We start from the raw sequence: 25803 nt of genomic DNA on the forward strand, positions 1-25803 counted from the left end.
TGCCGACCATAAGTAAAATTCCTGTCGTTATTTTCACATATAAAAGCGAGGCTGCCCCATTCATTCGGACGGCCTCGCTTTCTTGCTTACTCCCCATTCACCAACTTCAACTTCTCCTTTGACGGCGTTTCGTAGCGGATGTGCGTGTCGATGTCGGTCACGTAATACCCGCCGCCGACCGCGTACTGCCCGCCGAAGCGCGCGTCATACCCGTAGACGCGGTATACTTCCCCAGGCTGTAAGATGCGGACGAACACAAGGCGCCCATCCTTCGTCCGTTTCCATAGATTGATCGGCTTTTGCACTGTCAAGCGGCCGATTTGCCCTTTTTTCAACTCCACGCCATCCCAGTACACTTTTTTCACTTGGCCTGGAGGAGTGGTTGGCTTTCTCGGTTTCTCTTTTGGTTTCGATGGAGACGGTTTTTGCGGCGGTCTGGATGGAGGTGCTTCGTCCCTCGGCGGAGCTGTGCCGCCCGGCGGAACGCTCCCCCCAGGGGATGCTCCATCCGATGGACCACCGCTGCCCGGAGAGGTGCCGTTGCCTGGCGTTGCCCCTCCGTCATGGGACGGCGTTTCGCTGCCCGGCCAATCGCTTCCTGGAGAATCGCCGTTGCTTGGCGGCGTTGTCAACTTCCCTTCGCGCAATTGCTTCGTTTCTAAATCCAGCACATAATCTTTTGTGTTTTTCGCAATCGCTCCGCCGTCGTTGTTGAAAATGGTTGTTTTGCTTTCGGCCGATGGTTCAATATGAATTGACACTTCTTTTTGATGGCTGGCCGGCGCAAACGTGTACGAGAATGCCATCCGGCCATCAATCGGCACCCGCTCGCCATTGATCGTCAAAACACCGTTTTTAATGGCATTTCCCTTGATCGTCGCCTGATTCCCTTGTTTTTGCACCTCTTCGATGACAACAGGCATATCGATCCAACGCAAAATGCGGTCTTGCACAACCATCGTATTGTTTCCTTGATTGTGGACCGTCACTTTCAAGTCGGTGCCAATCGCCCCGTAGCCGTAATAGCTCACGTCATCATCGTTGTCGTCCTCACGCGTATGGTCGGCCAACCCCTCTTGATCCCACGATCCGCCTTTCACATACTTATAGGTGATCGTTTCCCCTTCCTGCACCTCGACGGTAAATTGCCAATCGGGCGTCACCGCACCGTTGCGCGACATCTCCCACGCTCCTGTGTTCCAGCCGTTCAGACTGTTCGGAATCGTAATGCGGGCATCGAGCGGCGTATAATCCGGCGCTTTCACTTTAAAAATCACCTTCACCATCACAATGTCCGGCGTCACCTTGACCGTGTTCGACTCCACAACATTGCCGGCGCGGTCATACAACTTGACAACATACGTGTACTCGGTGCCGTTTTCGACATCGTAGTCTGTAAATGAATCGCCGATCGAAGTGGTTGTATGCACGATATCACCGTTGCGCTCGATGGCTAACAAATAAGCATCTCCATCTTTTTTCCCAACAAACGTCCATGATAAATTCACTTGTCCGGATTCAACCGCAGGCTGCCGCAGCTCGATGGCGTCTGCTGGCGCTATTTGGTCGCTGCTGTCTGCCGCAAACGTCACTTGCTTCTCTGCTGTATACACCCATTCCTCGCCGAGATTGGTCGTCAGCGCATAACGATACGTATACGTCCCTGCGGCGAGCGGAGTGAAGGAAGCCCGGAACACGTTGGCGTCGCCGTCTTGTCCTTGGTAGGACGCTCTGTATTCTTTCCATGTTTCGTCATGCGGGCCTTTCACTTGCAACACCGCTTGCAACCCATCAGCTGCTCCTTTGCTTGTCACATTGTCGATGTTGACATGGACATCCACTTGCTGCGGCTTTGACAAATCCAGTGTGGCATCGCTTAACGTTGTCACGAACTGGACATTGTCGCTCGTCAGCGGGTAATGAGGAACGACGCGATTCGTTTCGACCTTCGGTGATTCATTCCCGTTTTCATCGACCGCCGCAATGGCAAAGTAATAGGCTGTTCCGTTCGTCAACGAACCGATCGTGGCCGAAGTTGTTTCCGTCTCTTGCACCATCGTATAACCGGCACCTTTTAACGTGGACTCGTAAATTCGGTATCTCGACGCATTTCCTTCCCACGTTAACGTCACGCAGCCATCCGAAGCGCTCGCCTGCAAATTGCTGACTGCTGCCGGCATTTCCGCCGTCACCGTCCCAAACATCATCCGTCCATCCAGGGCCGGAATCGTGACCGTCAACGTTCCGCCAGCGACCGTGGCTTTCTCGCCATCATGCAACTCATCCGTGAGTACGGTGCCATTCGGAAGCAACGAAGCGACGTCAAGCGCCACCGTCTTGTCCTCATTGCCGCGGTTGACGGCAATGAGCGCCACTTCACGCCCGTATTGGCGGGCAAATACGTATACATCCCCTTGCGCATACACCGTCTTGATGTCGCCATGGGCCAACAACGATTGATGGTGCTGGCGAATGTGCCCCACTTTCTGATAATGGGACAACAGATTTTGATCTTCTTTGCCCCACGGATACGTGCGGCGGTTGTCTGGGTCTTTTGAGCCTGTTACTCCCGCTTCATCGCCGTAATAAATCGTCGGCGCTCCCGGGTATCCCATCTGCAAAATCACCGCCAGCTTGAGCCTCTTTTTCCCAAGTTCCTCATTATAATTCGGATCAAGCTCCGCCCGCTCGGATGAATCCGTTCCGTTCCCAAGCAGAAAGACCGCCCGCGCCGTGTCATGCGAACTGATTAAGTTCATCAGCGCATAAAACGCTTCACTTGGGTAGTCTTCCCTTATGGCCGTCAGTCGCTTGTCCGCCTCTTCTGCATTTCCGTTTTTCAAAAAGTCAAGCACCGCCCCGCGGAACCGGTAGTTCATCACGGAATCGTACTGGTCGCCTAGAAAATATTTCGATGCGTCATCCCAAATTTCCCCTAAAATGAGCGGCTGCTCCCCCTCTTTTAACGTCGGACCGCGGTCGTACGACCCTTGAAGCAATTCTTGGCGAAACTCGCGCCAAAACGCCGGATCCACCTCATTGGCCACATCCAACCGCCAGCCGGAGGCGCCGCGGGCAATCCAGCTTTTCGCCACCGAATCCGATTCACGGAAAATGTAATTCGCGAGCGCATCGTTGTTCAATTCACTCGGATGCGGCACTTTTTCCCCCGTCACCGACTTAAACTCCGGCAGACTGTCATAGCCCCACCATGATTGGTATTGATAATGGCCATCGACTTTTTTGTTTTCAATATTGAACCAAAGGTGAAACCCATACGGGCTGAACGTCTGTCCCTCTTGTTTGAACTTCTCTTCCACTTGTTTCCGCGCTTCTTCCTCGCTCAATCCTTTTTCATTTATCAAATCGTAAACCGCTTCCCAATATTCATACGCGCCGACGGTCGGATAGCGGTGGTAGCGGTCAAAGTAAATCGAATCGTCGGATACGTGGTTGAACACCCCGTCTAAGATGAGATGCATTCCCCGGTTCGCAAGCGCCTGCACAAACGATTGGAATTCTTCCGGGGAACCGAACATCGGATCCAATTCTTTGTAATTGCTCGCATCATATTTATGGTTCGATGGCGCATTGGCGATCGGATTTAAGTAAATCGTGTTCACCCCAAGCGACTGCAAATAATCCAACTTTTGTTCAATTCCAGCGATGTCTCCGCCGAAAAAGTCATTCGACCATTCGCCGTCGCCATCGTAGCCGCTCGTTCCTTTCAGGCGCGGATTATCGGGCAAATCCGACCAATCGCGATGCTCAATCGGCTGCGCCCCGCGTGCCTGCTGCTTGCTGTTGTCATTTGAAGGGTTGCCGTTAAAGAACCGATCTGGGAAAATTTGATACACAACCGCTTCTTTCATCCAATCTGGTGTTTTGTAATTCGGATCATAGACGGTCAGCTGGAACAGCTCCGCATTTTTGTCGACCGCCCTCCCCCATTGTCCTTCTTTCGTATCTTCGCCATATTCCGCCTTCATCCCGGCATCGACAGCGATAAATTTATAACCGTATACCCCCGGCGCAGAAGGAGTAAACGCAGCCTCCCAATACTCATCATCCCCGAGCACGCCGACTTTTTCCATCGTGTAGACTTTGGCGGTTCCGGTCGTCGCATTTTTCACATACACATCCGCTTTCGTCAAATCGCCTTTTTTCGCCGCAAGACGAAGCGTTACCTTCGTTCCCGCTTTCACCGCGCCAAACGGCTGGCGGTACAGCGTATCCCATGTATTGTGTTTTAATCGGTCTTTCTGAACAACACCGTCAGAGCCATTGGGGTTGTAGTCGGTGTACACCTCTTTTGTTTTCGCATTGAAGAAGAATGTAATGGTTGTCGTTTCCAAAACGGTTAAGCGTGCATTCTCTTGTGGGTAGCTCTCGTTCCAATTGTTTCCGAGGACAATTTTATATTCATACGATCCTTTCGGCACCCGCGCCGTAAACGTGTACACCGAGTCAAAATCATCATCGGTCAACAGCGCTGTCGATGTCCCTGGAGTCCATCCGTTGTTCTCCCCCTCATAGCCGATGGCCGGCAGCACCGTCCCGACAAGACGCGGCTGTTTCTCCTTCGCAATCGCCGTATACCATGTCGAATCCGCGATCGCATGCGTCCGGTCATTGTAATAAAACGTCACCTCGGTTTGCCGATCCAGCTTCAACACCAGATTTGCGCCATTGCGACCACCGGCGCCGTAATTTTCATCCCAGCTGCCGTTGACCGCAATTTTGTACTCATAGGTCCCGGCTGGCAGCGTCCCGGTGAATGTATAAAGCCCATTCCCTTCATCATGCATCCTCGTCGCCAATGCCCCCGGATCCCATTCCGCCGTATGGCCCAACTCATCTTGCAAATTGCCGACTAGCGTGATCGTCCGTGGCTGCGAGGCCGTGGATTCGGCCGTCCACCGATGCTCCCCATTCCCTAGAGCGCTAGAACTTCCTGCCTCGTTCGCAGCGGCAACCGCCTGGAAAGGAGTCAATGCCAGCAACAACACCGATGCCAAAACCAATGATAGCATTCTCCTTGCCTTCTTGATCATCCCCCGCTCCCTTCTCCTTTGTTTTGCCAACTTCCTTCTCTCCTTTCCTTTTTATATTCTTTGTGCAATCGTTTGCACAAAACGGTTGATGCAAACGATTTCATCAATCTTTATCTTATACGAATAAACAGAATATTTCAACTATATTCCCCTCTGTTTTTTTTATTTTCGATTCACTCCTAACTCAAAATCGTTTAAATTCGATATTGAAAACGATTACAAACAAAAATTATAATAGACGTAAACGTTCGAGGTTTTGCTTCCTGTTTACTCTTTTTATGCAATCGTTTCCCTTCATTTTTTGGAATCCAAACCGTCGAATGTAATATTTGATTAAGGGGGAAGGGCATTGTACTAACGTTTCACCGCATCATTCGAAAAGGGTGGGTGTTCCTGCTCGCGTTTTTGCTCACTGCCTCGCTGTTCTGCCCGACAGGACAGCACGCCAAGGCTGCCGCACCGTTTAACGGCACCATGATGCAGTATTTTGAATGGTACTTGCCGGATGATGGCACGTTATGGACCAAAGTGGCCAATGAAGCCAACAACTTATCCAGCCTTGGCATCACCGCTCTTTGGCTGCCGCCCGCTTACAAAGGAACAAGCCGCAGCGACGTAGGGTACGGAGTATACGACTTGTATGACCTCGGCGAATTCAATCAAAAAGGGACCGTCCGCACAAAATATGGAACAAAAGCTCAATATCTTCAAGCCATTCAAGCCGCCCACGCCGCTGGAATGCAAGTGTACGCCGATGTCGTGTTCGACCATAAAGGCGGCGCCGACGGCACGGAATGGGTGGACGCCGTCGAAGTCAATCCGTCCGACCGCAACCAAGAAATCTCGGGCACCTATCAAATCCAAGCATGGACGAAATTTGATTTTCCCGGGCGGGGCAACACCTACTCCAGCTTTAAGTGGCGCTGGTACCATTTTGACGGCGTTGATTGGGACGAAAGCCGAAAATTAAGCCGCATTTACAAATTCCGCGGCATCGGCAAAGCGTGGGATTGGGAAGTAGACACGGAAAACGGAAACTATGACTACTTAATGTATGCCGACCTTGATATGGATCATCCCGAAGTCGTGACCGAACTGAAAAACTGGGGGAAATGGTATGTCAACACAACGAACATTGATGGGTTCCGGCTTGATGCCGTCAAGCATATTAAGTTCAGTTTTTTTCCTGATTGGTTGTCGTATGTGCGTTCTCAGACTGGCAAGCCACTATTTACCGTCGGGGAATATTGGAGCTATGACATCAACAAGTTGCACAATTACATTACGAAAACAAACGGAACGATGTCTTTGTTTGATGCCCCGTTACACAACAAATTTTATACTGCTTCCAAATCAGGAGGCGCATTTGATATGCGCACGTTAATGACCAATACTCTCGTCAACTACCCCCACTTAGCTAACGCTTGAAGTGGAGGCTTGCAACTCCCCAGAAGTGCGAGCGGACTTCGTCCTCCTTCCTTGACTTGGGGTTGCATCAGGGGCAGGTTGACAACTGCCCAACGACGCAGGTCATGCCTGTGTCGTTCCTTCAACGATGTACTCTATTCCTTTTCGTTGAAGGTTCATGGCACCAATGCGGTCATCGTTTGAGGTATATCCGCATGTTCGGCAACAAAAGGTGTGTGTACGCTTGTTTCGATTGGCTTTTTCCGTATGCCCGCACTTTGGACATGTCAAAGAGGTGTAATGCGGAGCAACCACAATCACTTTTGACCCATGCAAACGTGCCTTATACTCTAACATTTGACGGAACTGATAGAAAGCCCACGATACAGTTTCATATCGGTCATGGATACGTACACGTTCTGTTTTTTCACGAATGCCTGTTAAATCTTCTAATACAAAAAGGGTACGTTCTCCATATTGACGAACGAGTGCCTTCGTGACAGCATGGTTCACATCCGTCATCCAACGGTTTTCTCGTTGTCCGATTGTTTTCAACTTCCGACGCGCAGAAGCCGTCCCTTTTTGCTGGAGGGTTTTTCGCATTCGTTTGTACTTGGCACGCATATGCTTGATTTTTCGTCCGTTAAAAAAGGTGGTTTTCCCTTGCGAATCATAAGCTGTTGCAAGAAAGTTAACACCCACATCGACACCGACCACTTGGCGAATGTTGTGTTCATCTACGGTTGGAATTGTTTTGGTCATGGGGAATGTGCAAAAAGAATTTGTTATGCTTATAGACGAGTTTGGCTGTGCCAAACGTCCATGAGCCATCAAAATATGGCTCCATGCCTTTTGGTTCGAATGGCACTTTGATTCGTCCTTCTAGTGTATTGACAGAAAATAACCCTTGAACAATGGAGTAATCTCGATTCCAAACGAGGTCATATTCAGGCTTTTTAAAGCGAACCAATGTCCATTCATGACCATTGCTTTTTAGGGAACGGTATCTAGCGATCACCGTTTTAATCACAGATTGCGCCATTTGCGAACGCAAAGCGTAGTTTGATCGAAGTAGACGATAGGTCATGTCGTGTAACTTGGCTTGTGCAAGCACTTTTGTGTCAAAAATCACAACAGACACAGCGTTGCACGCTTGTCGATAAGCGGAAAGGGTGGCTTTCAATACTTCTGCTTGTTCCGCTGTTGGGTAAATTTTGATTTTGGCTGTTAACGTCATGTCCATTTGTCTCACCTCTCTTTCACTAAATATATTATATAATATATTATATCATATATTATATCATATTTTTTAGTGATACAAAAACAAAAAAAGCGATTCCTCCCCCACTTACTCCCTTTGGTCGTTGAAGTGGGGGTCTCCTCGCCAAAGACGATGAAAGATCAACCGACATTGGCCGTCACCTTCGTTGATAATCATGACACCGAACCCGGCCAAGCGCTGCAGTCATGGGTCGACCCATGGTTCAAACCGTTGGCTTACGCCTTTATTCTAACTCGGCAGGAAGGATACCCGTGCGTCTTTTATGGTGACTATTATGGCATTCCACAATATAACATTCCTTCGCTGAAAAGCAAAATCGATCCGCTCCTCATCGCGCGCAGGGATTATGCTTATGGAACGCAACATGATTATCTTGATCACTCCGACATCATCGGGTGGACAAGGGAAGGCGTCACTGAAAAACCAGGATCCGGACTGGCCGCACTGATCACCGATGGGCCGGGAGGAAGCAAATGGATGTACGTTGGCAAACAACACGCCGGAAAAGTGTTCTATGACCTTACCGGCAACCGGAGTGACACCGTCACCATCAACAGTGATGGATGGGGGGAGTTCAAAGTCAATGGCGGTTCGGTTTCGGTTTGGGTTCCTAGAAAAACGACCGTCTCTACTATCGCTTGGTCGATCACAACCCGACCGTGGACTGATGAATTCGTCCGTTGGACCGAACCACGGTTGGTGGCATGGCCTTGATGCCTGCGATCGCGTTGTAAAGACATTCCGCTCTATCATTGAGGCAAAAAACACGGCCTTGCCCGCCATGAATGGCGGCACAAGGCCGTGTTTGATGTTACCATCCATTTGCTTGCTTCAACTTCTCCTTTGACGGCGTTTCGTAGCGAATGTGCGTGTCGATGTCGGTCACGTAATACCCGCCGCCGACCGCATACTGCCCGCCGAAGCGCGCGTCATACCCGTAGACGCGGTACACTTCCCCAGGCTGTAAGATGCGGACGAACACAAGGCGCCCATCCTTCGTCCGCTTCCATAGATTGATCGGCTTTTGCACCGTCAAGCGGCCGATTTGCCCTTTTTTCAACTCCACGCCATCCCAGTACACTTTTTTCACTTGGCCTGGAGGAGTGGTTGGCTTCTCGGGCTGCTTGGGCGGGTTGGGCTTTTCTTCCTTCCAAAGCGGCAAGGCAAATTCATATTGGGCAAATCCGCTCGGCAAGGCGGTGACATAGCGGATGCTGCCGTCTTGCGGCAAGTATTTTTGCGCTTCCGGCGACGATTCAAACGTGACGGTCACCGGCGCTTTCCCTTTCACTGGCGCAAACCGCCAGTTGCCATCCGCCGACGGGTTGATCGTTCCGTTTTCCCGAATGTAATCGATGATCACTTGCCGGTTTTCATCCGGCGCAGCCAAAATCGTGTTTTTCCCGCCCGGATTGATGATCCGGTTTGTCGTCGCCCGATAGTTGTTCGTTGCGACGATAAATTCCATGTTCGGCGTCACTGGCTTGCCTTCGAATTTCAAGTTTTTAATCCGACTCGCGTTCGGATTGATCACATTTTGGTTTTTGTCGTATTTCGCCGGCTCGGTGACATCGATCTCGTACGTCACTCCATCAATAATGTCGAAGTTGTACGTCGGGAAGTCATTGTTGATGAGCGGCTGAACGTCTGTCTTGTTCGGGTCGATTTGGTTGAATTGCCCCGCCGACCACTCAAGCCATTCTTTCAACTCGGCTCCCGTAATTTTCAGCGCATACACCGTGTTCGGATACAAGTACAAATCAGCAACGTTTTTAATGGCGATTTCCCCTGCCGGGATGTCGGTATAGTAGCTCGCCCCGCCGCGTCCGCCGGCTTTGAACGGAGCGCCGGCCGACAGCACCGGAAGGCCTTCATATTTCGTCCCTTTCAACATCTTTTCGACATACCATTTTTGCGCATTCGTGACGATTTGCACGGACGGATCGTCTTTGATAAGCGCAAAATAGCTGTTGATCGGGCTCGTTGTTTTTCCAACCGGGCTGCGGACGTACTGAATCGTCGCTTCATGTTCCGCTTGGATCGCCTGCTCAACGGCCGGGTCGCTGTCGACAAGGGGCGTTTTCGTCGCCTTGTCATACACTGGACGGAGTTGGGCTTTCGCTTGCGTCACTTTCCATTTTCCGTCGACTTGCTCGACCGTCAAGTCGATCACGCCGAGCGTATCGCCCCATGAACCCGGCATCGTCACCGGAACACCGTTGATCGTGCCGGTTTCATTGTTGATTCCGTTTCCGTCCGGAAAATCTGGTGTTGTGCCTGGAAGGGCCGGGAATTTTTTATGCTGGTGGCCGGTCAACACGGCGTCGACCCCCGGAATTTGCGTTAAATAATACGATGCGTTTTCCATATTCGGGCTGTTTCCGCCGGTCTCAATGCCCGAGTGCGATAGCACAACGATCAAATCGGCCCCTTCCGCTTTCATTTTTGGAATATACTTTTGCGCCGACTGCACAATGTCTTTCGCAATCACTTTCCCTTGCAAATTCGCTTTGTCCCAATCCATAATTTGCGGCGGCACAAAGCCGATGACGCCGATCTTCAGCGTATGCTTCTCCCCGTCTTCATCAACGACTTCTTTCTCTAAAATTTGATACGGCGTGAAATAGTTGACATCGTTATCCGGATTTTGGTCATGATCGTCACGGTACACGTTCGCATTCACGATCGGCAGCTTGGCATCGTCATACACTTCATTGAGGAAATCCAAGCCATAGTTGAACTCATGGTTCCCAACCGTCGCCGCATCGTACTTCAACAAATGCAACAGTTTCACCGCTGGATGCACTTCTCCGTCTTGCAGCGGCTTCACTTTGGCCACATAGTCACCAAGCGGCGTTCCTTGAATCAAATCCCCGTTGTCAAACAGAAGCGTATTCGGCTGCTCAGCGCGCGCCTGCTCGATCAAACGCGCCGTCTTCGACAACCCGAACTCATTCGTTGGACTATCTTTGAAATAATCGTAGTTGACGAGATTCATATGTACATCCGTCGTCTCTAAAATGCGCAGCTTGACGACATCTCGGTCTTCCGCGCCCGCTGCGGTCGGCGACACAGCCGGAGCAAGCAGCCCCAACGCCAACACCACGCTCGCCGCCGCGTATTTCTTCCGTTTTTGCAATGCCCATCCCCCTCACTCGGATCAAATCATTGTCATCTCTATACATATTACCATAAAAGCAACAAAATTTTGATAGGAAAAACAAGGGAAATAGAGGAAATAAATAGACAATATCGAAAGAGATAGAGGAAAACACCATGTCCTATTCTTGGGAATGGTTGATCTTTTCCATCTTCCTTTCCGCATTCATGCTGTATATTATCATTGAAACCTCCGTCCGAAGAGCGATTGACAGCTCAACATTAGCAAGAACACATCAAAAAACCGTTGGAAGATAGAAAAAAAGGAATGACAGCCGACATTAAAGGAGTGACACGCATCGTTCATCAATGTTATGATTAAATAAAAACTTGGAGCTTTTATTTGCAAGGGGAGTATGCAATGTTGCGGGACATCATCAATGCTGTTCTCGGTGTGATCATCGGGGTCATTTTAGGAGACCCTCTAAAGGAGGCTTGGGGGAAATTTGTCAAATACATGAAGCGCCTCCTTGCAAAGCCAAAAACTATTAAAGATCCCTCATATTTTACCATTGGGAATGAAACTACTTCGTTTATTGTTTGTGACGGAGATGGCGTTATGACCTACTCTCCTGAAAATATTGAAACAAGAGTAAACAACCATGCAGTTGAGCTTCCCAGTGATTTAAAAATTTTGAGGAGAGAAATAGAAAAAGCGGAAGATGCAAAGAAACAACGGGGGGAAAGCTACAGTTGGAATGGACCTTTGCTCTCTCTCGAAAAATATTCAATTCTACGAACAAAAGTGAATGAGGATATGAAAGTCATTTTTTCGTTCGTTCCTTCAGATTATTATACATTTAAAGCGTTAAATATGAATCTAGATAAACAACTTCCTTCCGGTTATACAATCCGAGAGAAATACTTGGCCGGAAACACAGTTAGGCAACCAATCCCAGCGCTAGCAAACGGCGTTGGCGTAGCCATCACTGTCATTACTTCAGACAATTACGTCATTTTAACCAAACGATCGCCTGAAAGCGGGGTGCGGCCAAACGAGTTGGATATTAGCGTTGTCGAAGCAATCCATCCTTCCCACGACCGTAAAGCGGTAGGACAAGGGCCGGACCTATTTAATACTGCTGTACGTGGCGCAGAAGAGGAACTAGGCGTTGTCATCCCTAGGGAAAATATAAAATTTCTTGGGTTCGGTGTAGATGAACAATACTATCAATGGAATATCATCGGCATTGCGCACTGTAAAGAAAAAGCCGAAGAAATTATGAAACAACGCAGCAGAGGAATCCCGGGGAAATGGGAAATGGAACAAATACTCTTCATTCCGTTTAAAATTAGGGACGTATTATATACTATCAAAAATGAAAAAATGTGGTCCACAGCAAAAGTTGCTCTATACTGGTCACTCGTCTTTGAATATACAAAAAGAGGAGTAGATAAGGAAGCAGAAAGGCTGTTCAAATAATCCATTATTCGCAAAGAGAATATGCCTTTAAGGACTGTCTTTTCTAAAAGAGCAGGAAAAGAAGCAACCCAAGCAAAAATAGAAGGTCACCATTGCAATCGAGTAGGAGGGGGCGGCTAACCCCCGTCCCCTCACACCACCTAGCATGCGGGTCCGCACTAGGCGGTTCGTCAACCTTGACGGAGTTCGAAATATCGTTGCGTCAAACTATTAGCCCCTGAGCGATCCAGTATGTCTTGCCCAGGGCTTGATGGAGTTGCGGCGTTTTGGTTGTTCGCCAGGCTCCTTTTCGGGTATTGGCAATCTCCATGATCGCTGTTTCCTTCAGCCCCAGCGCTCTTAATTCGCGGATTCTGGTTCTGACCCGTTTCCACTGAAGCCATTGGCAGAGTCGAAGCCTCCTCCGAATCCATCCCTCGATGTTCTGAAGGACAGACGGGGTTTCGATGAGCCGAAAATACCCAATCCATCCTATGACGTATTGATTGACACGATGAATTCGTTCCGGCATCGATACGCTCCAGTTTGGGTTGGTCAGTCGTCGAATCCGCTGTTTAAAACGTTGAATCGACCCCGGGGCGAGGCGAATTCGCGCTTTTCGTTCCGGTGTGAAGCTGAATCCAAGGAAGGCCCGTTTCCACGGGCGGTCCACCGCACTTTTCTCCTCGTTCACCTTGAGTTTGAGTGTTCTCTCCAAGAACCGTTGGATGCTTTGTTTCACCCGTTGTCCTGCCCGCAGACTTTTCACATAGATGTTGCAGTCATCTGCGTAGCGGTAGAATTTCAATCCTCGCTTCTCCAATTCCTTATCTAAATCGTCGAGAAGGATGTTCGCCAGCAGGGGGCACTTCACACACTGGCGCCCTTTCTCATTTCTATAGCAAATTGAGCAACGCCTTTTTGTTCGCTTGCACTTGATCGTTCAACGCCTTGACTTTTTCTTTTACCTTCTGAATGTCTGCGTTGTTGGCGCCGACTTTCTTTTCAAGAGCGCGAATGTCATTCGTCACCGCCCGCAGCTGGTTGGACAGGGCAATGAGCTGGCCGATGAGGCCATCGATTTGTTCTTGTTTTTCCTCATCAAGCTCCGCTTGATCCTCATCAACAGGCTGTTGGGAAATCGGAGACGGCGCCTCCGTTACCGTTTGCCCGCTGGACGCCGGAGCTACAGCGTCATTAGCGGCTACGGCTTGTCCGCTCGGAGCGTCAGTTGCCGCTGTGGCTTCTGTCGGTTGAGAAGCGGACGGCTCGCCCGTTGACGCCGAATCCGCAGGCGTCGGCGAGGTTTGCGTATCCGTTGCCGGTTCCGCTTCGCTCAATGCTTGAATGCGAGCGGTCACTTTGTCTAACCGCTCTTCAATTTGGCTCACTTTTTTATGTAACTGCGCCAACTTTTGCGCAAGCCATTTTTGTTGCTTGGACGATTCCTGTTTTTTCTTCGCTTCTGTTTCCTTTTGCTCCGTCTTCTTCTTGACGACGACTTCCACTTTCTTCACCATCGTTTCGCGCTCATGCACTTTGCCCGCAGGCTTGGCGGCCGCCCACGCCGGAGAGGCGACGAGCATCGACGCCACCAAAATCGGCCATCCTTTCTTCAACATTACCAATTCCTCCTTTTATATTTTGGTAATGGCAGCTGGCTGGCATAGGTTTCCCCTTAGCCCCTGTAGCTTTGTGACGCTAAGTTTCCTTAGCTGTACCTTTATCATGATTGTACCATGATTTTCTTCGCAAGGAAGCGAGACGAAATGACTATTTTCGACCTTTGAACCATTTCATATATGTCTCAAACGTTCCTAGTTCACCATTAAATCCCTAGTTGAAGTTCGTGTACAGTATATTTGCTTTTTGTCACAACTCCCGGGTTCCGCAATGTTTCATGCACCTTCTCATTATACAACCGAACGTTTTCATTGATGATCTTCCACTCCACCGATCGCTGGTGGCAAAACCCATCGATATCATTGTCGAGATGTTTCACATAGCGATAGGGGCCAATGATGCCGATGCTGAGCCATGCGCCATGGCGAACCAACACGATATCCCCTTGTTCCATCGTATGGACAAACGTCCAGATCGCCCCAAGAGCGTTGCCAAGCTTCGTCCCCGAATAATGGTACACATTGCGCAATCGTTCTCTCCGTTCATCTTTGCTTATGCCGTTCAAATTGCCAATCAGCGGCCAGCCAATCCCAATGACCTGATCGCGAATGAATTCGTCGTACCGCTGAAACCCATGCGGCTTCGTTTTCATTTGAAATACATGCGCCACTCCTAATCCCTCGTTTCCCTTCCAATCTCCGTCTTAGCCAAACCGCCCCACCCATCGAAAAGCGCCAGGCGCGCAACCGTTTCAACGTCTTGCATGCTTCTGAAGAACAGCCGTAATCGCCTCAATCGTTTCTTTGACGGCATCCGTCAACGCTTCAAACTTAAAAGCAATCGACTGAGCGTTTGGATTGATGGACGGGCCTGCGTTTCGATCTCTGCGAAACGCCGTGATCGCCTCCAAGTCTTGTTTGAGGCCATCCGGAAGCAACGCCCGTTCAAACCTCCAGCTGACAATGTAAGGCTCTTTCATTGCGTAATCGTTGCTTCCTTCATATTGTATGGCTCCGATGCGCTTCTTCCCTTTCTCGGAAGCTGCATCATTCATAAACAACTGCACGGTTTGCTTTCCACGTCCATCACATACATGCAAGCCTGCTTCCATCGATTTGCTTGCAATGAAGTGAAACAGAGGTGTAATGGCAAAGCGGTACTCAAACATCTTCACCTTTTCTCCCCCCCTTTTTTTGTCATATTTGCAACAGGCTCATCTGCCCCCAACAAAATGACGAGCAATCTCCGTTCATGCATCATTAAGGATTCTTTCAACAAAAACAAGCAAACTCCTGCATATGAATGAAAAAAAATAGAGGCCCAACCAATGTTTCTCTGTTTCGATTAATCCTCGAGTGGATCCTTCCTGCCTCCACGAGCCTTTTTGTCACTTCAATGTCTTCCCTCGACGGCTGGCAATGACCGCTGGGATGATTATGGGCTACGATGATGGAAGCCGAGTTGGAGAGAATGGCAGCCTTCATCACCTCCCTCGGATGCACGATGCTGGCGTTCAGGCTGCCGACATGGCAAACGTTGATGGCAGTCGGCTGGTTTTTCGTGTCAAGGCAGACAACGACAAACTTCTCACGGTCGGCTTCCACGAGAAACGGCTTCAGCAACTTGTACGCGTCTTCCGGAGATTTGATTTGCCGCTCCCTGTACAGCACGCTAGACTCACGAACGAGCTTCAGGCTCACGATGTTGACGCGCTTCGCTGGCTGCTTGGAAGACACCTCCCTTTCTAGCAACTCTAGCTGTTGGTGGTTGATGGTTTGATACTTGCTCATCCTTTTCCCTCCTAAAACAAAAATAGCCCCAATTCCCCGAAAGGAATTGAGGCTATTCAAAATGTATGGAATTTGCAGCTGATGTTCATAATTATATTAAATGCTTAAAAAGTTTTTTGATACAGTCTCTTAAAAGAGACCATGGACTGATAGTAGGTTTGCTGACTTTAATACAAAAAAGCCCTGCAGAGATTTCTCTCTGCAGAGCCTTTCGACATTTTTCAAGTGGCGACAGACACGCAACCCTTTACTTAATAATGATATCAGATGCTGAAATCTTGTTGTTATTAACATCTTGAATATCAAGTGTGTCTTTAGCAACAAGTTTAACTGACTTACCAGCAGCAAGTTCATCGGACAAGTCTTCATTAATTACAACTGAAAGCGTATTAGCAGCTGTTGATTGGGCAGCTACAGTCACAGTTTTATTTGTAACTTCAACACCATCAATGTATAGAGCATAATCATTTGTAGTAGCATCTGCATTAGTTACTGGTTCGCTAACAGTTAAAGTTAAGTTGGTAGCAGAACCAGTGAAGCTATCAATAGCCACTTTAGAAACAGTTGGTCTTACGTTTTCCGTGATAAAAATATTCTTAGTTACAGGGTCCATTTCCGTAACGTTTGAATAGAATCCTTTAATACCTTTAACCGTTACATTATAGTTACCAGATACTTCAACAGTATTGTCTGCTAAGTAAACACGTACTCGAGCACCGGAGTCAGAGTTTGATACTAACTCTACTTTTTGAACTTGCGCATCTTCAACGATGTAGTTTGCAACATTAGTAGCAGAAGCAACATCCACAGGATTTGCGAAGTCTACTAATAATGTGCCACCTTTACCAGATTCGTCAACAATTGGAGTTGCACCTTTAAGAGTTAACTTGCTAGAAGTGCTATCGATTGTAAATGTTAAAGTTTTTTGCTACTGAATCATTGTTGAACCCATCTTTAAAGAATCCTTTTGGAATGTCAACTGTAAATGCAATGTTAGATGGTAAATCAGCAGCAGGTGTAGCATTATCTTCTAGCTTAATTTCTACCACTTTTGCGTCTGAAGTCACAGATACATTAGAGTTAGGAACTGTGATAGTTTGAGTAACACCAAACTTGTCAGTATATTTGAAATCTAAGTTAGCTGTAGAAACTTTTGATACCGCTTCACTGAATGTAAGAACTAAGTAGTTCTCAGAGTTTTTATTAACAACTTTATAAGATTGAATCTCAGGTGCTACTTTATCAGCATTGAAATTTACCAATTGTGTAAACTCTGTATTTTTGTTTCCATTGAAGTCTCGTGCTACATCAGCTTCAACAACAACTGGAACAACACCTGTAACTGGTGAAGCAAGAGTTACTTTGACTACAGAACTGTCAGTAGAAGAAATTGCAACGCTAGTACCAGCTCCAGTCACAGCAGTACCATTAACCTTAACTGCACCTGCACCAATTGTTTTTAAATTCTCAGAGAATTTGATTTCAAAAGTTGTTGGTGAAGTTGCAACAATTGATTGAACTGTTGGAGCAACTTTATCAGAATCGTCTTTTTTAACTGTTACAGATATTGGCTTAGATACATTGTTAGCATAGTCTTTAATTCCATTGAAAGTAATTTTAGTGTCTTTTCCTGCTGTTAAACCACTTATGTCAAATTCAACGTAGTTAACTGCAGCACCAGATGGTTGAGTTGGAGTTAAAGAAACAGAAGTACCATCTGCATAAGCAACAGTCAACTCACCTGCTGCAGGATTTTGAACTGGTTCAGAGAAATATACACGAACTTTTTCTGGAGTTACATATTCAACTTTTGTTAATTCCGCACGAGTTGTATCTTCAGTTGTTACTAGTCCAGCATATGCTGGTACCTTTTTACCATCAACAGATTTAACATAGTTAGTTCCGTCGTTAATTAATTCAAATTTAACGTTTGCACCAGCAGTATAAGATGCTAACTGGATAGTTAAAGTTTTACCGTCCGCACTCAAGCTAGCATAGTTAGAAGCAGCATCAGAACCGTTAATCTTAACTACTCCAGATTTCAGCGTATCGTCCCCAGTTGCGCTCGTACCTTTATCATCAATAATTGTATTTTTATCAATAGCTTTATTAAACTTAACAACTAATTCTTTAGCATTAATCGCACTTACACTCTCAACCTTCGGCGTCAATGCCGCTTCATACGCCGCATTGGCGTCTTGTGCTGCTTTTTGCAGTTCAGCTTTGAACGCATCGGTTACTTTCGATACATATTGGTTGACTTGGTCAAGCGCGGCTTTCGCTTTGTCCAAGTTGCCGGCTTTGACGGCGTCTTGCGCTTCACGCGCTTTCATGGCAACGGTGATGTCGTAGATCAAGCTGTCGCGCAATGCTTGAGCATCGGCTTTGAACGTCGAACGGAGGAGTTCGCGCGTCGTTTGGCCGTAGACGCGATCCAGGATGACCGTGCGCGTTCTGAGCTCGTACGAAATTTTGTGGTAGAGCTCTTCTGCTTTTTTCAGATCTTTCGCATCGACGGCTGCTTTGAGTTCTTGACGCATCGCGTCTAATTTTGTCGCATAGTTGTAAGCGTCGATGTACGTAGCCACGCGCGCTTCGCCCGATTTCGGATTGGCTTTGAATACATACGTTTCGTATGTAGCTTGCAAGTCAGCCAAATACGCGTCTTTCTTCGCGCCGCCGGCTTTGTTCACAACAGCGACAGCGTTCGCATACGCTTGTTTTGCTTTGTTGTAGGCTGCGTATACATCGTTAATGTCCGGGAATTGGCCCGTTTCCGTTACCGTGTGGCTGTACGTATAGTACGCTTGCTTCATTTGCGCTTTCGCTTGGCTGACGACCGTCGCAACGTCCGTGGCTGCTTGGGAAGCATGCGGGTTGGCTGCGACGAAAGCGCTCGCTGCTACAGCGCTGGCTGTGGCGAGTTTGACTGCTTTCTTTTTGTCCATAAAGCCTAAAATCCCCCTTCATTTTTATGAAACTTTAAGACAATGATCCTAAACGGCTGCCGTTTAGTAGATTCATTGCCTAAAAGGTGCTAACATCAACCAATATCATCCTTGACGGCTAGATGCTGGGCTGATTAGAAAGCCTAGCATCTGTTGCTAGCACTTGAGCACTTGAGCATAATTTCTCAATGCTCCACGTCTCCTATAATAATACATTTTTCTTCTAAATTCTAGCCCTAAATACAAATTTTTTAGAGAATATGCCATTGAAATTATTGCCATCGATGGCGACATTGATATGAATATGCCTGTAACAGAAATTTAGAACGATATTTTGGCAGTTTGATGGTTTTGGTTGGCAAACATTTTGTGCAAAAACATCAATCGTTTTTCTTCACCGTGACGTCCATCGGTTGGCCAAGCGTCATTTTGACGACGTCATAGCGGTCATTCAGGTACAAATCGAGAAAGCGGAACTGTCCTGCGAATTGTTCCGGGCTGTTCGTGATGGAAAATTGCAGCTGCATGGCGTAATCGCCGCTGTTGGCGAGCTGTTCGGCGATTTTTTCGATCTCTTCCTTCGGCACGTTGTACGCTTTTAAGTAAGAGATCGAGTCGGCGATCGCTTCGGCATTGTCGTTGAAATAAATGGAGAGTGTCACCGCGGCGCCGTCGATGCGGCCTTCAAGCGGCAATGACATATTTTGGCCGTATAAATACCAGCCGAACAGACGATTTCCTTTTTGCCGCTCAATGACGAACGGGACGGATTCATTTCCTGCCTGAAGAATGTATTGCCCTTTCAATGAGCGGGCGACAAGGGCGAGAAGTTCGTCTTTGGTGAACGGCACGTATTGGATGGCATCCCCTTGTTTGGCATACAGTCCGCCGCCGAGGCTGTAATAGACGGCGCCGCCTGCCCGTTTTTGGCTGTAGGCGCGATACTCGCGCCCTTGTTTCGCCGTCATGGCGGACTGCCATGCTGCTCCGTTCAAGCGGTATAGGGGCGTGTCGCGCAAAATGACGACTTTGCCGATCATGCCTTGTTTCCATTGGACTTGCCCCCATTGGACGGCGGCGTCAACCGTTTGCCCATTTCCTCCGAGGGCGATGGCGGCGGCGAGGCAGATGGCGGCTGCCATTTGGAATGCATGTTTCATCTTCGTTTTCCTCCTCATTTTGGTCATCGGTGTCGTTCTATATAGATGCAATTTGAAGCTTTACCATTTGCAGCTTTTAGCGGGCGTTTGATCGACTGTCGGGCGACCGAACAACGCCGCTTCACAGACACATATATGAGTCTGTGAAGCAGGCGGTTGTTCGGTCCTCCGTCACGCCAAGGCGTGACGGAGAAGCCTGTGGCTTGCCTGCGACAGTCGAAAAGGGATAAACCGCTTTTCCGTCAAGGATATGGTAAACTTCTTCGTTGCATCTATATAGCATGCTAAAAGAACCGCTTCGCCCCCAAGTACCGCTGTTTCCAATACGGTTGGTCGAGGCGGCTCGTCGTCACGCCGGTCGAAGCGCCGCTATGAATGAACTGGCCGTTGCCGATATAGATGCCGGCGTGCGACGGGCTATTCGTGGTCGTGGCGAAAAAGACGATGTCGCCGACTTCCGGGGCGGAAACCGATGCGCCTGCATTCCACATCAAGGCGACGGTGCGCGGCACGGCGATGCCTTGTTGCTGGAAAAGGTAAAAAATGAACCCGCTGCAGTCAAATCCCTCTTCCGGCGTCTCGCCGCCCCAAACGTACGGGACGCCGAGCAGCTCAGCCGCATCGGCGACGAGTTCGATGACGTCCAGCTTCGCCGCAGGGGCTTGTCCGATCAGGCGCTCGTATGTTTCGCCGTCCACAACGCCGGTTGCGGGGAGTTGGGCCGCTTGTTGAAAACGGCGGACGGCATCGGCGGTGGCGGTGCCGTAGTAGCCGGTGATGTCCGTCCAGAAGTAGCCGAGCTCTTTGAGCTTCGTCTGAATGCGCTTGACGTCGTCGCCGAGCGCGCCGATTGAGAGGCGAACCGCTTGACGCTCGCGTTCGATCGGTGCAGGGGAGGTCGTTTTCGCTTTTACTGCGCTCGCGAGGCGGGCAACGGTTTGGTTGTCGACCGCGCCGGTCACTGGCAGGCCGTTGTCGCGTTGAAAGCGGCGGATGGCGTCGGCGGTCAGCACCCCATAGTAGCCGGTGATGTCCGAATAGGTAAAGTAGCCGAGTTGTTTAAGCTGCTGCTGCAGCTTGCGGACGTCGTCGCCGCGATCACCGATTGTCAACACGTCAGACGACTCCACTGGCTGGCTTGTTGCTTTTTGCTTCAGCCGTTCAAGCGTCCCACGATCCGCCCGGCCGGTGGCGGGAAGCCCGTTCGCCCGTTGAAACTGCTTCACCGCATCGGCGGTCACCGCGCCATAGTAGCCGGTGATTTGAGGATAGCGGAAATAGCCGAGCTGCTTCAGCCAGCGCTGCAAATCGCGGACGGCCGCGCCGCGGGACCCGATGGCAAGCGTGTCGTTTGACGCAGGCTTTTTCAGCTTCGCGTAGGTGGCGGCATCGACGATGCCGGTCGTCGGCAGGTTCATCGCCCGTTGGAACGCCTTGACCGCTTCTTCGGTGATGGCGCCAAAGTAGCCGGTCGCTTTCGGGTATGTAAAAAAGCCTTGTTCCTTTAAACGCTGCTGGATTTGTGCAATCTCGGGGGAACTCATGCCTTTTTTCCATTCCGCCGCCTGGCTGTCATCCGGGGCAAGAAAAAAGGACGAAACCATGGCAGCGGCAAAGAAGGCGTGATTCGGTTTCACGGACGCGTCCTCTCCCTTCGCCGCCCCTTTCGTTTGTTGTCGTCTTGTCCTGAGTGGATGTTCAAGATGAGGCGCGGCAATGTTCTATATTTTCAGTATATCGTATGAAAGCCATGAAAGGAAATGCTTTTTTCCATTGGGAGAAGAAAGAAGATCATGAACCGGAATGGGGTGTTCCCCGTTTCGGACGCGACAGATTGGCGAACAAGTGCGACACACGCCGATCATCGACAAGGTAAATCGACTGCAGCACTTCATAAATGAGCTGTTTTTCCATCGCCAGCCATTCGTCAACGCGGATCGGGATGTATTTTTGCTTCGGTTCGTTCCACTCGTAGAGGGCGACGGTAAACTTTTTTTTGGCGAAGGTCGAGCTTGACGATGAACATGTACAACTGGCTCGTGCATTTAAACACAAAATAGAGCTGAGCTTCGGACGAGCACGTGATCGTGCGAAACAGCGCCTCGCCTTCCGATGCAAAACGCATCCGTCCACCTTCGTTTTTCAGCGAGCGCAGCGAATCGGTGAAACTGGCCGGGGCGATCGTTTTCAGCCGAACGGAAAACGGATTTTTCATTTCCTTAATATAGATATGGTACAGTTTTTGCGTATGCTTCTGCCCGTTTCGTTCACAAATGACAAAATCGGCAAGATAGATGTTCACCTTGACCCCCTCTTTTTGCTTATAAATTTCCCATTTTTAACTAATTGTACTATGTGCTTCCTGGGCAAAAAAGAGGCCGAACGACAGAATAATCGACAAATATGTTCTAATTTGGAAACGAAGAAATAAATGGTCCAAAAAGGAACAACCATTACCTCCGCGCTTTTCTATCTTTAAAGAGTAATGATGAAAAGCGTGGTGACAAACGATGACAAACCTTGGGGAAACGCTCAAACGATTGCGAAAAGAACGGCGCTGGACACAGGAAGAGCTGGCCGAGCAACTGAATGTATCGCGTTCGCAAATCAGCAAATGGGAAAACGGCAGTTTGCTTCCCGATGTGCAGTCGCTTGAGAAGCTCTGCCAGTTGTTTGACGTCAGCGCCGATTTTTTGCTTGGCGGCGAAACGCGCCAGCGCGAGCTGTTGCGCGAAGTGACGGACATGTACGGAACGGCGGACGTGCACGAAACGGTGCTCGCGGCGTTGGACTACTTGCTTCATAACCAAGAGATGAGCGAAGCGGTGTACGCGCTCGCGAAGCTGCCGGATAAAAAGCGAAAACATGTCGAAACGATGATCATGACAATCGTAAAAGAGTGCTCCGAGCTCATGTAGCTCCCCTCATGCTGAAAAAAGCGCTAACAACGACGTGCTAGCGCCATCCGTTGGGGGAGTGTTTGGGGACACGTTCTTTCTCTTGGGGATTCGCTTTGAAAGGCATGGATGGGGAAACGACTATACGTGCTCCGGCCATTCTGGTTTCTTTCCGGAGTGGAGAAATTGGACGGACTCCGCGACGACTTCGGTGACATAGACGCGTTGACCGTCTTTTTTATCGTAGCGGCGCGTTTGGATTCTCCCCGTCACCGCCACCATCGACCCTTTTCGGCAATAATTGGCGGTATGTTCCGCCGTTTTCCGCCATAAAACGCATGGAACGAAATCGGCGTCAATCCCCCCTTCCGCGTTGCGGAAATTTCTCGCCACCGCCAGTGTGACAGTCGCGACGGCAGCCCCTTCGGCCGTGTAGCGAAGCTCGGGATCTTTCGTCAATCGGCCGACCAACACGACTTGGTTGATCATGTGTTGGCGCATCCCCCCTTTCCTCCACCGCACCTTTATGATAACGAATCTCGTTTTGGGTCGTAAAATCGCGATTTTTGCATTTTTTTGTGCACTCTATAGATACAATCCAGCGAAAAAGGCGAAATCTTCGTCGACAATGGCGGGGCAAAATGGCGTTTTTGGCATCCGACGGAAAACATGCAGATCGTTTTTCAGCAACAGGGGCGGCATCCCGTTTTTCTTCCCTCGTCCGCCTGTGCTATAATCTTGGATAAGACAACGGTAACGAGGTGGACGAGATGAAAACGTTCAAGCTTGTCGGGCTCTCGGTCATCGATGACGACATGCACCACCAAGACATCCCGTTTATTGACGGGTTGATCATCAACAAAGAAGACGGGCAAAACCGCTGGCTCGTGGAGGCGTATTTGGATGACGACTATGAGCCAATGTTTGTGAGCTTGCAGCGGCGTCCAGAGTTTCAACTGCAAGTGACGATCACCCACACGAGCAACGACCCGGCCAACATGCTCGTCGCCGTCCGTTCGATCACGAAAATGAACGGCCACATTAGCGTCTTGATGGAAGGGCTGATGATCCCGCGGCGCACCCATTTGGCGGAAGTCGTGCTGGCCGGCCTTGTCAAGAAAGGGCTGCAAGGCGAGGCGCTGCTTCAAGAGTTTCGCCAGCAAATGCATGAGCGAATCGATGCCAAGGCGCCGCAGGAACGGAAAAGGTAAAAGGCTGGAGAGCGCACTTTCCAGCCTTTTTTGTTTGCCTTCCTGCAGGCAAGTGAATCATCGTCTTGGAAACGCCAGGGCATCAACCCGAACCGGGCGGGCGGTGACGATGCAGCGTTTCGGAGCGCGGCCGATGAGGCGAAACGGGTAGCACGTCGTCACCGTCAGCGTCGGGCGCGCTTTCTCGACCAAAACGGTCCGGTCGTCGTCATCGACGATGCGAATGTTGACGATGCGGTAATGGATGGCGGCGCGATCCGTCCGAATGATAAGCGCATCGCCGATCTCAAGCTCGCCAAAGCGGCGGAACACAGTATCGCGGTGCCCGGATAGCACGACATGCCCTTTTTCCCCTGGCCAATCGCTCGCCGGATAATGGCCGACGCCTCGGCGCAATTCTTGTTCACGAACGCCTTCATACACCGGAATCGCCGCCCCGAGCTTCGGAATGGCAAGTTCGCCAAGGTAGACGCCAAGCGGTGCGTCTTTTTGCGCCGAACGTTCCGCTGGAAGGCTTGCGGCCGGCGGTGAGGAAGGCGCAGGGGCATCCCGCTTGACCGCCATCCGACCGACGGTGTACCAATAGCCGTTCCAACCGGCTGTCGCCGCCCCGATGACGATCGCCCAAAGCGCCGCCCATTGGGCGGCCCGGCGCCCCCACGAAAACTGCGCGGGCTTGCCGTTCACGTTCCTTCACCCTTTCAGCCGCCCGACCCGCCGGTAAAGAAGGAACCCGGCGGAAGCGAGCATCAGTCCGGCCAACGTATAGGCCAAATACGGCGACGCCGTCTCCGGCAGTTTTTCCCCATACATCTTTCCTTTCATCTCGACAGCGAGCAGCCCGGCGTCAATGCCTTTCTCCCCCGCGCGGACGATGTAGCCTGATGTGAGCATCTCCCGCGTTATGGCGATATCGGCGACCTTCTCGCCTTGGCGGGTGTACAAGCGAACATGGATGGGCTTCGCTCCGGCCGTCTTGATGTCCGGCACGTCCGCCTTAAGCTCAAGCAGGCGAAGCCCCTCTTCCCACATCGCCCGCAGTTTGCGGCGCTCTGTTTCCGTCCACGGCCCTTCCGTCTCCGCAAACGGGCGCAGCCGCTCACGAAGCGCCAAAAGCCGCTCTGCTACCTGCGGGTCGTCAAGCGAGGCGATATGGCGGGTGAAGGCGCGCACTTCTTGTTCCGTCATCCCGAGCACCCCAAGCAAGTCGTTGATTTGCTGCATGGCGGCGTTGTGCTGCGAGTAAAAACGGATGGCCCGGTCTAAGTCTTCGACAAATGTGTAGTCTTGCACCGTTTCGCCAAACTGGCCAAGCAGCGCCTCGAGCTCCTCGACCGTCAGCCCGTGCCGGCGCAGAACGGCATGAAGCCGCTCGTCGGTGATGGGCGTGCCAAGCCATTGTTTCAGTTCATCCATGGTGCGAAAATCGGCGGCTGTCAAGCCGTATCGATCTAAATAGTCCAACAAGTCGCTCACCGTCCAGCCGACACTCTCAGCGTACTGCTCCAGCTCGCTTCGGCTGATGGCCGCCGCTCCAGCCGGAAACGAAGCGAAAACAGCGACAAGCACGGCCATTCCTAGCCATTGCCGCATTCGTTCTTCCTCCCTTCCGCTTTCTTTGACGTACATTGGTAGTATTTTCCGAACATGCCGCTCTTATGTACGCCAACGAGCGAAAAAAGAAGAAAGCTCGGCCTAGAGCGCTTGAACGTTCTCCCACCTACGCAAACGCTTAGAGATGGGAGATTCTCGGGGACACCTGCCATAAGGCAGACTGCCAGCCAGACCATCCCCGTCTGTCCCTGTGACTTGGCTGTTCCAACGAAGTCCTTCTTTCAAGATATTTTGAGCGGCGTTGGGGGACATCCAT

Annotated in this window: 16 protein-coding genes, 5 pseudogenes and 1 riboswitch; of the genes and pseudogenes, 5 read left to right on the forward strand and 16 right to left on the reverse strand. The window is 50.1% G+C overall.

Going from position 1 to position 25803, the window contains the following annotated elements; translation table 11 throughout:
* Positions 1-86: 86 nt before the first annotated feature.
* Positions 87-5033 (reverse strand): alpha-amylase family glycosyl hydrolase, encoded by a 4947-nt coding sequence (locus GHH_RS16060; protein ID WP_371198453.1) that lies wholly within the window; start codon positions 5031-5033, stop codon positions 87-89.
* A gap of 408 nt (positions 5034-5441) precedes the next feature.
* Here GHH_RS16060 and GHH_RS16065 point away from each other — a divergent pair.
* A pseudogene (locus tag GHH_RS16065) lies at positions 5442-6473 on the forward strand (alpha-amylase); the annotation flags it as partial.
* A 111-nt stretch (positions 6474-6584) separates the two neighbouring features.
* On the opposite strand, the pseudogene GHH_RS16070 reads toward GHH_RS16065, so the two are convergent.
* Positions 6585-7704: pseudogene (locus GHH_RS16070) on the reverse strand (RNA-guided endonuclease InsQ/TnpB family protein).
* A gap of 150 nt (positions 7705-7854) precedes the next feature.
* On the opposite strand from GHH_RS16070, the pseudogene GHH_RS16075 reads away from it, so the two are divergent.
* Positions 7855-8457, forward strand: a pseudogene (locus tag GHH_RS16075) (alpha-amylase domain-containing protein); the annotation flags it as partial.
* A gap of 97 nt (positions 8458-8554) precedes the next feature.
* On the opposite strand, the gene GHH_RS16080 reads toward GHH_RS16075, so the two are convergent.
* Complete coding sequence (locus GHH_RS16080) at positions 8555-10882, reverse strand: bifunctional 2',3'-cyclic-nucleotide 2'-phosphodiesterase/3'-nucleotidase (RefSeq protein ID WP_015375888.1); 2328 nt, start codon at positions 10880-10882, stop codon at positions 8555-8557.
* Between the two features lie 381 nt (positions 10883-11263).
* Between GHH_RS16080 and GHH_RS16085 the strand changes: the two genes are divergently transcribed.
* Positions 11264-12325: a hypothetical protein gene (locus tag GHH_RS16085; RefSeq protein WP_033026388.1), complete on the forward strand. Its 1062-nt coding sequence runs from the start codon at positions 11264-11266 to the stop codon at positions 12323-12325.
* Between the two features lie 170 nt (positions 12326-12495).
* Here GHH_RS16085 and GHH_RS16090 read toward each other — a convergent pair.
* The 10 genes and pseudogenes from GHH_RS16090 to GHH_RS16135 all read right to left on the reverse strand — a co-directional run.
* Positions 12496-13169, reverse strand: a pseudogene (locus GHH_RS16090) (group II intron maturase-specific domain-containing protein); the annotation flags it as partial.
* Positions 13170-13200: 31 nt separating this feature from the next.
* Entirely contained in the window at positions 13201-13926 is a 726-nt protein-coding gene (locus GHH_RS16095) for a hypothetical protein (RefSeq protein WP_015375892.1), read from the reverse strand.
* A 27-nt stretch (positions 13927-13953) separates the two neighbouring features.
* Positions 13954-14036, reverse strand: a riboswitch (cyclic di-GMP riboswitch).
* A gap of 96 nt (positions 14037-14132) precedes the next feature.
* Positions 14133-14597, reverse strand: coding sequence for a hypothetical protein (locus GHH_RS16100; RefSeq protein WP_015375893.1), 465 nt, complete (start codon positions 14595-14597; stop codon positions 14133-14135).
* Between the two features lie 81 nt (positions 14598-14678).
* Positions 14679-15095 carry a hypothetical protein gene (locus GHH_RS16105; RefSeq protein WP_041470761.1) on the reverse strand — a complete coding sequence of 139 codons (417 nt, stop codon included), beginning with the start codon at positions 15093-15095 and terminating at the stop codon, positions 14679-14681.
* Positions 15096-15198: 103 nt separating this feature from the next.
* Positions 15199-15717: a RadC family protein gene (locus GHH_RS16110; protein ID WP_015375895.1), complete on the reverse strand. Its 519-nt coding sequence runs from the start codon at positions 15715-15717 to the stop codon at positions 15199-15201.
* Between the two features lie 247 nt (positions 15718-15964).
* Positions 15965-16525: a hypothetical protein gene (locus GHH_RS16115; protein ID WP_041470604.1), complete on the reverse strand. Its 561-nt coding sequence runs from the start codon at positions 16523-16525 to the stop codon at positions 15965-15967.
* A 91-nt stretch (positions 16526-16616) separates the two neighbouring features.
* Positions 16617-18665, reverse strand: a complete 2049-nt coding sequence (locus tag GHH_RS16120) for an S-layer protein (protein ID WP_015375896.1) — start codon at positions 18663-18665, stop codon at positions 16617-16619.
* Between the two features lie 380 nt (positions 18666-19045).
* Positions 19046-19825, reverse strand: a complete 780-nt coding sequence (locus tag GHH_RS16125) for a hypothetical protein (protein WP_015375897.1) — start codon at positions 19823-19825, stop codon at positions 19046-19048.
* A gap of 284 nt (positions 19826-20109) precedes the next feature.
* The gene (locus tag GHH_RS16130) at positions 20110-21462 is read right to left on the reverse strand and encodes a peptidoglycan-binding protein (protein WP_015375898.1); all 1353 of its coding nucleotides are present in this window, start codon (positions 21460-21462) and stop codon (positions 20110-20112) included.
* 154 nt (positions 21463-21616) lie between these two features.
* Positions 21617-22127 (reverse strand): annotated as a pseudogene (locus tag GHH_RS16135) (hypothetical protein).
* Between the two features lie 208 nt (positions 22128-22335).
* On the opposite strand from GHH_RS16135, the gene GHH_RS16140 reads away from it, so the two are divergent.
* Complete coding sequence (locus GHH_RS16140; RefSeq protein ID WP_015375900.1) at positions 22336-22743, forward strand: helix-turn-helix domain-containing protein; 408 nt, start codon at positions 22336-22338, stop codon at positions 22741-22743.
* A 120-nt stretch (positions 22744-22863) separates the two neighbouring features.
* On the opposite strand, the gene ssb is transcribed toward GHH_RS16140, so the two are convergent.
* Complete coding sequence (gene ssb / locus GHH_RS16145) at positions 22864-23223, reverse strand: single-stranded DNA-binding protein (RefSeq protein ID WP_011232661.1); 360 nt, start codon at positions 23221-23223, stop codon at positions 22864-22866.
* A 269-nt stretch (positions 23224-23492) separates the two neighbouring features.
* Here ssb and GHH_RS16150 point away from each other — a divergent pair, with 269 nt between their 5' ends.
* The gene (locus GHH_RS16150) at positions 23493-23933 is read left to right on the forward strand and encodes a YwpF-like family protein (protein WP_015375901.1); all 441 of its coding nucleotides are present in this window, start codon (positions 23493-23495) and stop codon (positions 23931-23933) included.
* A gap of 57 nt (positions 23934-23990) precedes the next feature.
* Here GHH_RS16150 and GHH_RS16155 read toward each other — a convergent pair whose 3' ends face one another.
* A complete protein-coding gene (locus tag GHH_RS16155; RefSeq protein ID WP_015375902.1) occupies positions 23991-24620 on the reverse strand; it encodes a class D sortase in 630 nt (209 codons plus the stop codon).
* Between the two features lie 6 nt (positions 24621-24626).
* Positions 24627-25526, reverse strand: a complete 900-nt coding sequence (locus GHH_RS16160) for a processed acidic surface protein (protein ID WP_015375903.1) — start codon at positions 25524-25526, stop codon at positions 24627-24629.
* Positions 25527-25803: the final 277 nt, after the last annotated feature.

Origin of the sequence: Geobacillus sp. GHH01 (assembly GCF_000336445.1) — a bacterium.
Taxonomy (GTDB): Bacteria; Bacillota; Bacilli; order Bacillales; family Anoxybacillaceae; genus Geobacillus; species Geobacillus zalihae.